The following is a 13056-nucleotide window of genomic DNA, read 5'->3' as shown; positions in this document are numbered from 1 at the left end:
TGATTACTGAATAACGCCCGACCCGCTGTTGGCCCCGTATTGATTCAGATATCCCACGATGCCACGCGTGTCTTGAATGTCTGAACCCATGAATGGAAGTTCTTGTCCTGGGGACAGCCATTGATAAAGGTCTGTGTGGGCTGCATTGGTACGCTCGAAGTAAATACGAATGCCCTCTTGAATCACCAGTCGGCCATTGCTGTAAACTTTCATTGAAGCATAATAAGGATTGCAGCTGGAATCACCGCACATGGCTTCATAGCTGACATTGTATCCGTTCACCGTGACGCTTCCACTGACTGTCTCAGTGTCATAGTGATGACTCTTCACCGGGAACTCTGTATTGTTAATCAGGATTGTTGCCATCACCACGCGCGGACCTGGCTGACCTTCCGGAGTCCAATAACGTTTTACACCCACGATGTCTGCTTCAAGTCCTTGTTCGGCGGCTTGCTCTGCCGCCTGCTGGGTTTTCACTCCGTCAACCACCGTAGCGCCCATACGATTCTTTGCATAGCGAGCTGCAAATTCAGAATCTTTCTTTGCACACGCTGTCAGCGCCAAAGATCCCATCAACAAAAGGGAAAGAAAGATATTAGTTTTTTGCATAGTCAGCTCCTTGCTTAACTTTGAAAAATGCAAAAAACTGACCAATCCCTCACGCCTGCAAAGCATTGTTTCTTCTGGCGAATCTCATCCTGAAACGTGTCTCACATCAAAACACAATCATCATTGGAACATTTTTAGCCTGACTTTGCGCACTTACTAGACAAATAAAAAAGGCACCCTCGTGGTGAGGATGCCTTCGTATTTTCATCTGAACAGTCAGACTTATTTTTTAGCTACAAGCTTCAAAGTAAGTTCGAATTCGTCGTTGATGATTTTGTCACCAGCAAGTTCTTTGAAGAAGTTGCCAGAGCCATATTTCAAGCCCCATTTAGTACGGTCGATTTTTACAACCGCTTCACCAGTTGCAACACCTTTCTCAACAGTCACTTTTGCAGGGAACTCAATAGGATGAGTCGCGCCGATCATTGTGAACTCACCTTTAACCAAAACTTCACCCTTGGTTTTAGATGGAGCTACAGAAGTGATTTTGAAAGTGGATGTTGGGAATTTACCTGCATTGAAGAAATCTTCAGTGGACAAGTGACCAACAAGTTTCTTGTTGTAGCCAGCATCTTTCACATCTGCATTTGTGATCGTTGTCATATCAACAACTACGTTACCCGCAGTCAGCTGACCTTTCTCAACAGTCACAGCGCCTTCTTTAACAGAGATGCCACCATTGTGTGCATCGCCCATTTTCTTTGTACCCTTCCAAGCTACAGAGCTTGCCTTGGTATCAATTTTATAAACATCAGCTGCTTGTACTTGAACAGCTGCCACCATAATCAACGCAACAAAAACAGTTTTAAACATTGCACTTTTCTCCTTCGCAATTCCCGTTGTTTAACATCACTGTCAACCATCAAGACTTTCCCGCAAAATGTAACAGAGATCAACACAGAAAAGAATATTAACACCAAGATCTGGAACACCGGACCAAGGGCAAATAAAGTTGAAAACAAAATGAAAAAACAATGAGCCTTGAGGCTATTTAGATGCGCTAGGTGTAAGCTCTGCGCAAATAAGAAGGGAGTCGCTCGGACTCCCTTTTACGAGGCAGGTTTCCCTTCAATGGGATCAGTAACCGAAAAAGATTACTGTGACCTCGTTCATGCTCAGTATCTCTCTTCTGTATTTTCCTTCAAGTCCAGAAAAAGTCTTATAATCGCCCCCCTTTCATTCTATCCTACGAAAAAGAGGAATTATCTCATGTCATCTCTGGGGCTGGTTCTTTCTGGTGGTGGAGCACGAGGCGCCTTTCAAGTGGGGGTCTTAAACGCTATTGCGGATATCTGCCGACAAGAAGGCATCGTCAACCCTTTTCAGCTCTATACAGGCATCAGCGCTGGCGCCATCAATACGGCCTTTCTGACAACCGCCAGTTATGATCAGTTTGATGAAGGCACCCGCCGCCTGACAGAACTGTGGCGTCAGATATCCTCTGAACAGGTTTTCATCACCGATCCACTTTCACTTTCTAAAGGCGGCCTGCATTGGCTGCTGGCTCTGTCACTGGGAGGCCTTAAGAACTCCTCCCCGCATCGCTCCCTTTTAGAAACAACTCCGCTGCGCAAACTTATCGCTGAGAACTGTAACTTTGAGAATATTCAAAAAAACATCGACAAGAAAAAATTTCGGGCCGTCTCTGTCACCGCCTTGGACTATTTCACCACCTCCACCGTCAGCTTCGTGCAGGGGGAGGAAAATATGCCGCTGTGGAGGCGCATTCGTAAAGTTGGAATCAAGAGCCCGCTCTCCACGGAACACATTCTGGCCTCAGCTGCCATTCCTCTTTTATTCCCGCCAGTCACGGTCGATGGTCGCTTCTTTGGTGATGGCTGCATTCGGAATCATTCCCCGTGTGCTCCGGCGATTTACCTGGGAGCTACCAAGTTATTGGCAATTGGTGTGCGCAAAAGACAGGACGTCTGTTACGCCTCTCAAAAGGTTAACACCACCGAACCACCATCGGTGGCCCGAGTTCTCAGTGTTATGCTTAATGCGGTGATGATGGATGGTTTGGAAGTGGATATTGAACGCCTGGATCGCATCAACTCCAATCTGTCCAAACTGACAGAAAAAGAACTGGGACTCATCTCGGTGCGGAAAATTGAGCACCTGTGGATTTCGCCTTCCCGTGATCTTTCAGAAATCGCCTCGGACAAAACCCAATCCCTGCCTCCGATGATTCGTTATCTTTTGCGTGGTTTGGGAACTCTTCATGAAGCCAGCGAGATTGCCAGCTTCCTGCTGTTTGAGAAATCCTATTCAGAACGACTTTTGGAAATCGGGTATGAAGATGGCATGCGGGAAAAAGAGCAGATTCTTCGTCTGCTCTTGGAGCCCTAAATTTCGACCTGAATTCCCACTTCGATCACCTGATTCGGCGGAATACGGAAGAAGGCCGTTGGCCTTTGGGCATTCTTGGACATAATCGCAAACAGGCGTTCACGCCAATGAGCCATACCGCCCTCGCCCGGACGATTTGGACCTTTTTCTGCAATGATGGTTTCACGCCCCAGAACAAAGGTGGTTTCATTGACATTGAAGTTGATATCGCGCTGACGGCAAGCTTCCAAAATGTGCTTCATCTTCGGAATTTCCATAAATCCATAGTTCGCAATGATGCGATAGATATTGGGAATCACCTCTTGAATGGAAATGCGATCACGCTTGGAAACAAACGGAACTTCTTTTGTCTGAATAGTCAAAATCGCCACACGCTGATGCAAAACCTTATTGTGCTTCAGATTGTGCAACAGTGGCGCAGGCACCCCCCATGGGTCCCCTGCCATGTAAATGGCCGTGCCCGGCGCGCGCAAAGGCGGCTCTCGCAGAAGCTTCTGACAGAAGTCCTCAATCGGCATCGAACGCTCTTTCAAACGACGGAACAGAATCTGACGCCCCTTTTGCCAAGTCGTCATCAACAGATAAATCACAGCACCAATGACCAACGGCACCCAGCCTCCATGTGGAATCTTATGCAGATTCGCACCAAAGAACGCCAAGTCCATCACCAGGAAAGATCCAAAGATGGCCGAGGCCTTCAAAAGACTCCATTTCCATTTTTGACGAGCCACCTCAAATGCCAGAATGGTTGTGATCGTCGTCGCCCCAGTTACGGCAATACCGTAGGCCGCAGCCAGATTGCTGGATGTTTTAAACGTCAGCACCAGCCAGATCACGCCAATGAACAAAGACCAGTTCACGATCGGGATATAGATCTGTCCAATTTCCTGACTGGATGTATGGATGATATTCACACGCGGACAGAACCCCAGCTGAATCGCCTGACGAGTGATTGAAAACACACCGGTGATCAGGGCTTGGGATGCAATCACTGTGGCCATGGTCGAAAGGATCACCATCGGCAACAGCGCCCACTTGGGTGCTAGCATATAGAATGGATTGGAAACGGCCTCTGGATTATTCAGCAGCAAAGCACCCTGACCAAAATAGTTCAGAACCAAAGCGGGTAACGCCACGAAGAACCACGCCAGACGAATGGGTCTTTTTCCAAAGTGCCCCATATCCGCATACAAGGCTTCGCCCCCGGTCACGACCAGGAAAACGGACCCCAACACCAGGAATCCGGCGACGCCGTTATTGATCATGAACTCAATACCATGATGAGGAAGCAGCGCTTCGAAGATGTGCAGATTTTCCGCCATTCCACGAATACCCAAAAGCCCCAGCACGGTAAACCAAACCAGCAGAATTGGGCCGAAGATGACTCCAATGCGACCCGTTCCATATTTCTGCATAAGGAAAAGAGCATTCATCACAAAGACTGTCAGAGGAATAATATAAGGGCTGAACTGTGGTGCCACCAAAGTCAGACCTTCCATCGCAGACAGAACCGAAATGGCCGGAGTGATCATTCCATCACCATAAAGCAAAGCCGCACCGAACAGACCGATGATCGTCATCACCCAGCGCCGACGCGAAATATCTTTAGCATGCTGACTGCGCACCGCCAGAGCCATCAAAGACAGGATTCCACCTTCACCTTTGTTGTCTGCTCTCATAACGAAAGCCATGTATTTGATACAGATCGCAAGAACCAGCGTCCAGAAAATCAAAGACAGAATACCGATGACATTTTCAGGAGTCGGCGCAAGACCGTATTCTCCAAAACATTCTCTCATGGCATAAAGTGGACTTGTTCCAATGTCTCCAAAGACCACCCCGAGGGCACCCAAAGAGAGCATTAAGATATTGGCATTTTTATTTTGATGACCTGAATTTTCCACAAGCACTTAGTCTAGATAAGAAGACCCCACTTGTCAGCACCCCCAATGAAAAAATGACGCAGGGACGCTGTATTACAGGAACTTCAGTTGCCTTTAAATTAAGCTCTTTGCCATCATTAAAGGATGATACGGAATACACTTCTTCGATCGAAATGGTTTCTGGCAGCCCTCTTAATCCTAGGATTGGTCTATTTTGAGGGCCGCATTCAGGACCGCTTGGTGACTAGCCGCCGACCTACGTCGACTTCTTTTTCTCAATAAACGAATTTGCATCCAGCCCGTAAGCTTTCAAGGCTTGAGCAAACTTCTGGAACCCTTGAGCCTGCTTCACCAGCAAGGACTTCATCAATTCATCCGTAAGCTGTCCTTCAGCATTAATAATCTTAAAGACATTCATCATGAAAACGCGCTCTGGGAAGATAAAGGCATTGCGGTACCCAAATACACCCTGCAGATGCTCCACCGGGCGAAGGGCCCCAAACATAGCGCCCAACCCAACGAAGCACACAGGACGATATTCAAAGGACTCTGGGAACTTCAAGTGATCGATGAAGTACTTCAAAATGCCCGGCATAGAGCCATTGTACTCAGGACACACGACAATCAACCCCTCAGCGGCCAGAACTTTTTCCAGATAGGGTTTCAACGCCTCTGTCGGCTTTCCGTACTGAACATCGTCATGCAGATGCTGCTTGATTTCACGCAGATCCATGATCTCTACATCTTCATTCAGGTCCTTATAGATAGCCTGGATGATTTTGGATACTTTCAGCGTGTTTGAATCCGGGCGATCAGTGCCGGCGATGATATATTTCATGAGTAATTCTCCTAGACAAAGTCATATACCTTTCGCTGTAATAAAACAACGCAAGCCGAGGAGCATCACCGTGAATCCAAAAAACTGGTTTATTCTTAGCGAAGGACAGGTCACCGGTCCCTTTGATCATGAAGAGATCGAATCCCGCCTGACCAACACGCAAGAAGCCCAGATTTGGGGGCGCGGCCAATCTGAATGGATGACCCCGCTAAAATGGCGCCAGTCCCTGAAAGATCAGCACCAGATCGCCGTGGCTCAGAATGAACCTCCCGGCCTTTGGCAACTCCGCGTGGAAGGCAAAGAACAGCCTGCCATGAAGTATTCGGATCTGATTACTTACTTAAAAAAACTCCGTGACTACTCCGCCGTGGATATCTGCACCGACAATTCCAAGGTCTGGAAGGAAATCTACTCCGTCCCACGAATTGTTGATGATCTGGGGATCAGCCGTCGTTCGCACCCGCGTGTTCCCATGGTCGGCACGCTGGCTTGTGAAAGCCCCAAAGGCGAATTCAGTTGCCGGGTCATTTCAATCAGCGAAGGGGGTCTGGGAGTGAATGATGCCCAGAATCTGCAAATCGGAGAACGCTTTAAAGGAACTCTGACCAGCCCGAATCTTTTTGTGACAATCAACACGACCTGTGAAGTCGTCTATGTCGGTAACGACGGATACGCAGGCTTGCGCTTTGTCGGACTCCCAGAAGAATTCAAAAGCTCTATCATCGAGTACGTTCGCAAATTCGCCACGGTTTAAGCCTTTCTGCAATCTAACATCGGTCCTGATATGGCGATTTTGATGCAACTATGCTGTGCTCTTAAGAATGCCACTTCTTGTGTTTTTTCTTTCTTCATTGATCCTGCTTTCGTCGGCGGTCTCTGCCGGAGCCCGGAAGACCGAATGGAGTCTTCACCTTGACAGTAAGATCGATGCCGTCATTTTTCCGGAATCTTACGGAGAAGACACCAATGACGCCCTTTATCGACTGGAGCTCATTCCTATCTATCGCTGGAAGTATCTGGATTCCATCAGATTCACTTTCAAGCCTGTGTTCATCGCTAATCCCGACAATAAATCCTCTGAAGAGCAAAGCTTCTTTGATCCCGGAGAAACCTTTGTGCGTTATCAGCGTGAAAGCTTTTCCCTGCAAGGGGGATACAATCTCTTTTCCTGGGGAGTGACCGACGGCTACAACCCCCTGGACATCGTCAATCCTCGCCAGTACTTCGATCCTTTGCACAGTCGGAAGCTGGGGCTTTTATCTGTTGTGTATTCGCAAACCCTGGGAAACTGGGACTATGAAATGATTTTTATTCCCCAAAACCAAGGGTCTCTTTTGCCGGGTGATCACAGTCGCTGGATGCCACGAGAAGTCTTCCTGCCCCAGACTGCAGGAAATGACCTGGTGCTACTGCTTCCTGAAAACCTTCGCTATCATTCTCGCTCGCGGAAGAACCTGGGGGATTCTGCTGAAAACAACTATGCCCTTCGTCTGCAACGCCGGGGAGAGGTTATTGATTTTTCTTTCAGTGCCTTTGAGGGAGCCTCAGGCTTTCCTTTGATTGTCCCCGAGGTTAAAGGCGATATCGTGCAGGTTTCCCCGAAGACCATCATCCGGGTTGATCCTGATGTGATCTTAAACAGCTACAATTACCGCATCCGCCAGGCCGGGATCTCATTTGTCAGCAATCAGATGAATTTTCTCTTTAAAGCGGTCGGCAGTTATACAGAGACCTTGGAAGACAATCCAAACCTGCAGAAATGGACCAACGAAAATGTTTTGGGCCTGGAGAAGACATTTACGCTTGGAGACAGCGGAATGCTTATTGCGATTCTGCAGTATTCTTTCCTGAACACAGAAAAAAAGAACGATTCAAATCTTTCCATCTCGGAAATCTTTCGCAGCGCCTATATGGGCGGCGGCCGCTTAAGCTGGAAAGAGGTCTGGAGTGCCAACTTTATGGGGCTTTATGACAGTATTCGCGGAAGCCTCTATCAGGAATACAGTCTCAGCCGACGCTTTCGCGATGCCTGGGTTGTGAGTGCCACCGCGAGCTTTATTCAGGGCTCCAGTGACACTCCTTTGGGTGTGTACAGCAAAAATAATTCCTATGCTCTCTCTCTAAGCCGCTCGTTCTAAGGAGCCATCTGCAAAACCAGATCCGCAGAGTCCGTGGTCAGAAGTTTTTTGACCTGAAGGCTCAACCCTTCTGCCACCGGAACCTTAGGCAGACTCATACTCACGGTCTGCCCCCACAGTCCATCGATAATACGATCCCGAATCGTGGAAGCGGAAAAGCGTTTGGATGGACTGTAGCGGGACACATAAGAGGCGTCATAAGAAGCCGACATCCCCAGAGTGGGGTTTACAAACTTCGCCTGTGCTTTTCCATTGTTTAACTTCACCTCGACCTTCGAAGTAAATGGCAACGAAAAATTCATAAACGGAATATAGCTGCCTGATTTTGGCGCCTGCATTCGCGCATACATCTGGCTCTTCACTTGATACTGCAGACCTTTGCCAGAAATCTCGACATCCTTGTTCGAATACACATCAAAATTAAACTTGGCAGACTTTGAATATTTCATCAGCTCCGGCCAGATAAAGAACTGCACAAAGCGCGAGTTCATCACCGTGGAGAAACCCGGAAGCTGACTTGAGGAAAGTTGATGCAGCCAGGTGTTCGCGCGATACGCTTCAGCCAAAACCACTTTAATAAAGTCTTTTGGCAGCCGCAAAGAAGCCATTTCAGACGCCTGCACATCAGACTCTCCATCCAGCTTCAGAACTGTCCGATCAGCCCCCTCGATGCGAGTGAAGGCGATCTCGAAAATACCTTTGGCACGAAGACCCGCATTTCCCAGATCCGTAAACTCCTGCACTTTCATTGTGACATCAATATCAGGTCGCGCGACCACCAGCTTACGGGGAGCTGAGAAATCAAGTGTCACATTCTGCAGATAATCCTGCACATATTTTTTCAAAAGATCTTTCTGGGGAGTCACGAAGCTGGCCGAGTCATTGGCAATTTTCTCGACCTCTGCACGCAAGATAGCATCGAAGCCTTCCGCTCCGGCACACAAAAATTCGCGACTATATGCCCAACTTCCTGGATTCCAAGCCAGATCCACGGAATTCACAAGGGCACCCGCCTGCGTTCCCGAGACCCGGGGCGTGACCACAACCTTGAAATGACCTTCGTTGTGTTTCAGATTCAGAACAATATCCTTACAGGAAGCCTGAACACGGAAGCGTCCTATAATACCGCCCACATTCTTTTCTATGATGTGATCCACGGACACTTCAGCAATATGCAGTTGCGCTGAGAGATCTTTGGAGGTCAGCTCCAAAGTACTTTCGCTAGACCCCAGTGCGGGTTTTTGAAGCTGGGTTTTCAATTGTAATGAAAGACCCTTGATATCCACCGGAATCTCCTGACTGACAATGCGCTGATCAGGAAATAGCCAATTCGCCTGAAACTTTTTAGTCATGAGGCTTTTCCACTTTTCTTCAATTAAACTTTGTTGAAATTGTCTAGGTAGTTTCAACTCGAACTCTGATTCCACAACCGCTGCAGAAAATGCAGGTACAGATGTTAAGAATGTGAGTAGCGCGACCGATAGTTTTCTTGTCATCATAGAACTTCGTTTCCTCATCTCGACAGTCATCATGTTCTTAAGTTACGGCTACAACTGAAAAATCTAAAGGAACTTTTACCAGCAGAATCGAAAGAAGACAGTTCAATGAAGAATACGAAAATCGCCAAACTTTTTTCCCAATTTTCCGTCAAAACTCTCTGCATTTCCACTCTTCTTTTTGTTTTCCTGGTCACCATCCTTGGTCTATTCGCGCTTCCCCGTTTACAAACGCAGTACAGTTTAAAACAGTTCCTTCCCAAGGATAACCCTCTGCTGGAACGAGATGATCACACCAAACAACTCTTTCAGTTGTCAGACTCACAGCCATTCATCATCACAGCAAAAATAAATGCTGAATCAGAAACCTGGTTTAACAAAGACAAAATCCGCTCTCTGGAGTCTCTGACCGCCCTGCTGGTGAACTATCCCGGAGTCAAGAACACCTTAAGCCTGGCCACCGTCCAAGGAGCCATCAACAGTGACGAGGGATTGAGTGTCGGACCTTTACTGAAAAATCTTCCGGAAGAAAAATGGCAGGAAGAGACTCTTAAAAATCCCCTGATATCTCCGACCTTGATATCCCAGGATGCCAAGACCGCCTCGGTGATCATCAATATCAAACCTCTGCACACACAAGAACTTCTGACTTTGCGCCAGAACCTTGCCGTCACCGCGGCTGCCTCTGTTCCCTTTGCCCATGTGGAAATCGGCGGGACTCCGGCAGTACAGACGGACGTGGGCGTCTTGCTGCAAACCGAACTTCGTAATTTTGTCGTTCTGGGCTTTATCGCATGCTTCCTGGTTCTGACTCTGATTTTCGCCAACTGGTCGCCTTTGATTATTTCCTTCATTGTCATTGTCTGCGCCAACATCGTTGTTCTGGCCGTGATGGCGCTGGCGGGCTATCCGTTTTCTGTTCTTTCCACAACGATTCCTATTTTGACCACCGTGGATGTTGTTTCGTTGATTATCCATACTTTACTAAGATATTCCGAAGAGCAGAAGAATCAGCCGCACCTTTCTCATCAAGAACTCGTCGTCTATACGTTTAAAGTTATACTCGGCCCGAATTTTTTCGCTTCCACCACCACGATGATTGGCTTTTTAAGTTTGCTGGCGACGAAAGTTCCTTTGATTCGCGACTACGGCCTGACCGCCGCCGGAGCCATTGTCATCGGTTGGATCGTGCTGACGCTGACGTTGTTCCCACTACTGTATTTCCTTCCGGGCCCGAAAGCCCGCGACTGGGCCTGGGCCAAAGCGCGTTGGGGGTTGTATCTTTTCCGCAGGTCAGGGATCTGGGCTTTTCTGATTATTTTAGTCAGCTCGGCACTGGCATTTAAAGGCCAAAGCCTGTCGTGGTCCGCACGCCTTTTTGATGATCTTCCACAAAACCATCAGGTTCGCCTGTCCACAGAAACAATTGACCGTGAACTCGGCGGTATGATCCCGCTGGATATCGAAGTCAAAGGCCCCGCAGACACCTGGAATGATCCCGTACTTCTGGCACAACTGGATCAACTTCTGGAAGACATTCGCAAGACTCAAGGAGTCGGCAGCGTTGTCGGCCTGCCGGATCTGGTGGCCGCAGCCAATATCCATCACACACGTTTGCCAGCCAGCAGATCACAGACTGCAGAGATTTTCTTTCTGTATTCCCTTTCAAGCAACAGCCCTTTGAAAAACTTCCTGAATACGGACTCCTCAAACACCCGTATTTCCGTGCGAACTTTCGATCTTCCGTCCAATCAGCTGCAATCACTGGTGCAAACTATTAAAGATAAAGCCACAGCCACCTTCCCGCAAATGCACGTGGAAATCACCGGCATGGGGTCCACGATTCATCACTTGAACAATGATCTGTCCAAACAACTGATCTTTGGCTTCTGGCACTCAATGCTGGCTATCGCCGTGGTTCTGATCCTGGTCTTCCGCTCTGTGCGCTGGGCATTGGTCGCTTGCATCCCGAACCTGGTCCCTCCCGCAGCTTTACTGGGCTTTTTGGCTATCTCAGAAACTCCCATCAAGCCAAGTATTGCCATCATCTTCTCTATCGCTTTGGGACTGGCATTTACTAATACGGTTTATCTGCTGGAACGCCTGCGCGCTTTGCAGAAGAACTCAAAAAGCAAGGAGCTGGAAATTGAAAAAACCTTGTGGCGCGAAGGCAACCCCTGCCTGATTTCAACACTGGTCCTTCTGGCCGGTTTCTCAGTCTTCCTGGCTTCCTATTTTGCAATGAACAGGATCTTTGGTTTCTATATGCTTTTGTCAATGCTCGCTGGACTGGTGGGTGATTTGATTCTTCTTCCAACTATGCTGAAAAGTTGCCCTTGGCTCCTGGCCCCTGTACCGTGGAGGAAGGAGAAAACCATGGCCACAGCCGCAATGATCTTCTTTGCCCTCATGATCACCCTGACTCCGACCCGCACGCAGGCCCAACTTCCCACCGCCGAAAAGGTCGGCGAAGAAATGGGACAACGGCTGCGCTCACGCGATGAGCAGTTTGTAGTGAAAATGAAAATCATCGAAGCGGACGGTTCCAGCAAAGACCGCGAAATGAAGATCTGGCGTTTCAGCCCGCAAAAGAAAGAACACTACCTTCTGGTCCGTATGCAAAAACCCCAGGATCTAAAAGGCACCGCTCTGCTGGCAACTCTGAAGGGTGAACAGGAAGACAAATGGATTTACCTGCCCTCCACCAAACAGACCCGCCGACTGACCGGAGAATCCGGCCAAGGCGGAATTTTGGGATCCGAGCTGAGCACTGAAGACTTTGACTTCAATCGCGATCAAAGTGCGCAAAGCACCGTTAAGAAAGAACTTGATATCAAAGGAAAGAAGTACCTGCTGATTGAATCCGATGTTGCCAAAACTTCCAGCAGCTATTCCAAGATTGTCAGCTATGTTTCCGCAACCGACTTTGTTCCGGTGAAGGTGGAATGTTTCGACAAACAGGGGAAGCTTTTAAAGGTGCTGGATTTTACCGGATACAAAAATGTCGGCGGAACGAAAATGCGTGCCTCTAAAATCAGTATTAAGAATGTTCAGAACAAAAGAGGCACCATCATTATACTCACCCAGGTCAAATTGGACCAGGGACTGACGGCCACCCGCTTTACTCCCAAAGCTCTGGCCGAGGATTAAGTCGGCTTCTTGATATAGTCCTCAAATAAGGTGTCCACTTGCTCGGGCGGAAGCTGAAAGGCAATCGCTCCAAGTTCCTTTAAGTAGATCTCCAGAAGCTGCCTGTCCTGAAGATTTGGAAACTCATGCTTCATGGCCTTTAAAAGCAATGCTTCGGCCTCGTGAATCATTTTGCCGAAACGGGTTCCGGCATTTTTTTCCAGATAATACAGGACAAACAAATAAGGCATGTTCTTGACGTCTTTTAAAATCGCACGCAGGCGATCGCGAATACCGACTGATTTCGTCCGTTCGATATTAAAGACATGGGAAATAACGAACTTGTAGGCCTCTTCCAGGACCACATCCTTTTCCTTACCAAAATAGTAGTAAATCAAGGACCGGGTGACATTGGATTCCCGGGAAATATCCGACAGAGTCCATGCCAGATGTCCCTTGGCGACCTCCATTTTCAGGATCGCATTACAAACCGCGAAATAGATTTCTTCCTTCGATTGAGTTGCCATTTGGTAATTTTGACAAAAAAGACCGAAATCTGTCAATGGAAGGCCTCATATTCGACAGATTAGGCCAAATCCTGTCAACGCCAGAAA

General features: G+C 48.1%; 10 protein-coding genes. 4 read left to right on the top strand and 6 right to left on the bottom strand.

Features of this window, described 5'->3' with window-relative positions:
- Positions 1–3: 3 nt before the first annotated feature.
- Together ACES2G_RS08850 and ACES2G_RS08845 are read right to left on the bottom strand one after the other, a co-directional pair.
- Positions 4–609: a hypothetical protein gene (locus ACES2G_RS08850; protein ID WP_347356414.1), complete on the bottom strand. Its 606-nt coding sequence runs from the start codon at positions 607–609 to the stop codon at positions 4–6.
- Between the two features lie 222 nt (positions 610–831).
- Positions 832–1422, bottom strand: coding sequence for a YceI family protein (locus ACES2G_RS08845; protein WP_374001840.1), 591 nt, complete (start codon positions 1420–1422; stop codon positions 832–834).
- A gap of 396 nt (positions 1423–1818) precedes the next feature.
- On the opposite strand from ACES2G_RS08845, the gene ACES2G_RS08840 reads away from it, so the two are divergent.
- Positions 1819–2958, top strand: coding sequence for a patatin-like phospholipase family protein (locus ACES2G_RS08840; RefSeq protein ID WP_347356418.1), 1140 nt, complete (start codon positions 1819–1821; stop codon positions 2956–2958).
- Here ACES2G_RS08840 and ACES2G_RS08835 read toward each other — a convergent pair.
- The gene (locus ACES2G_RS08835; RefSeq protein ID WP_347356419.1) at positions 2955–4862 is read right to left on the bottom strand and encodes a potassium transporter Kup; all 1908 of its coding nucleotides are present in this window, start codon (positions 4860–4862) and stop codon (positions 2955–2957) included. The two genes, ACES2G_RS08840 and ACES2G_RS08835, sit on opposite strands and share 4 nt — an antisense overlap.
- Positions 4863–5097: 235 nt before the next feature.
- Positions 5098–5679: an NAD(P)H-dependent oxidoreductase gene (locus tag ACES2G_RS08830; RefSeq protein WP_347356420.1), complete on the bottom strand. Its 582-nt coding sequence runs from the start codon at positions 5677–5679 to the stop codon at positions 5098–5100.
- A gap of 70 nt (positions 5680–5749) precedes the next feature.
- Here ACES2G_RS08830 and ACES2G_RS08825 point away from each other — a divergent pair, with 70 nt between their 5' ends.
- Together ACES2G_RS08825 and ACES2G_RS08820 are read left to right on the top strand one after the other, a co-directional pair.
- Positions 5750–6433: a PilZ domain-containing protein gene (locus ACES2G_RS08825; protein ID WP_347356422.1), complete on the top strand. Its 684-nt coding sequence runs from the start codon at positions 5750–5752 to the stop codon at positions 6431–6433.
- Between the two features lie 79 nt (positions 6434–6512).
- Entirely contained in the window at positions 6513–7817 is a 1305-nt protein-coding gene (locus ACES2G_RS08820) for a hypothetical protein (RefSeq protein ID WP_347356424.1), read from the top strand.
- On the opposite strand, the gene ACES2G_RS08815 is transcribed toward ACES2G_RS08820, so the two are convergent.
- Complete coding sequence (locus tag ACES2G_RS08815) at positions 7814–9169, bottom strand: hypothetical protein (RefSeq protein WP_374001839.1); 1356 nt, start codon at positions 9167–9169, stop codon at positions 7814–7816. The genes ACES2G_RS08820 and ACES2G_RS08815 overlap by 4 nt on opposite strands.
- Before the next feature lie 252 nt (positions 9170–9421).
- On the opposite strand from ACES2G_RS08815, the gene ACES2G_RS08810 reads away from it, so the two are divergent.
- Entirely contained in the window at positions 9422–12463 is a 3042-nt protein-coding gene (locus ACES2G_RS08810; protein ID WP_347356428.1) for an outer membrane lipoprotein-sorting protein, read from the top strand.
- Here the strand turns inward: ACES2G_RS08810 and ACES2G_RS08805 are convergent.
- Positions 12460–12969, bottom strand: a complete 510-nt coding sequence (locus tag ACES2G_RS08805; protein WP_347356430.1) for a TetR/AcrR family transcriptional regulator — start codon at positions 12967–12969, stop codon at positions 12460–12462. The two genes, ACES2G_RS08810 and ACES2G_RS08805, sit on opposite strands and share 4 nt — an antisense overlap.
- Between the last annotated feature and the right edge of the window lie 87 nt (positions 12970–13056).

Source organism: Bdellovibrio bacteriovorus, assembly GCF_041888015.1.
Taxonomy (GTDB): domain Bacteria; phylum Bdellovibrionota; class Bdellovibrionia; order Bdellovibrionales; family Bdellovibrionaceae; genus Bdellovibrio.
This window is presented reverse-complemented; position numbering and strand designations above follow the sequence as displayed.

Bases quoted from the DNA above. Each gene is read 5' to 3' on its own strand.
- ACES2G_RS08830 (WP_347356420.1), bottom strand. From the start codon at position 5,679: ATGAAATATATCATCGCCGGCACTGATCGCCCGGATTCAAACACGCTG.
- ACES2G_RS08805 (WP_347356430.1), bottom strand. From the start codon at position 12,969: ATGGCAACTCAATCGAAGGAAGAAATCTATTTCGCGGTTTGTAATGCG.
- ACES2G_RS08850 (WP_347356414.1), bottom strand. From the start codon at position 609: ATGCAAAAAACTAATATCTTTCTTTCCCTTTTGTTGATGGGATCTTTG.
- ACES2G_RS08840 (WP_347356418.1), top strand. From the start codon at position 1,819: ATGTCATCTCTGGGGCTGGTTCTTTCTGGTGGTGGAGCACGAGGCGCC.
- ACES2G_RS08815 (WP_374001839.1), bottom strand. From the start codon at position 9,169: ATGACTAAAAAGTTTCAGGCGAATTGGCTATTTCCTGATCAGCGCATT.
- ACES2G_RS08810 (WP_347356428.1), top strand. From the start codon at position 9,422: ATGAAGAATACGAAAATCGCCAAACTTTTTTCCCAATTTTCCGTCAAA.
- ACES2G_RS08845 (WP_374001840.1), bottom strand. From the start codon at position 1,422: ATGTTTAAAACTGTTTTTGTTGCGTTGATTATGGTGGCAGCTGTTCAA.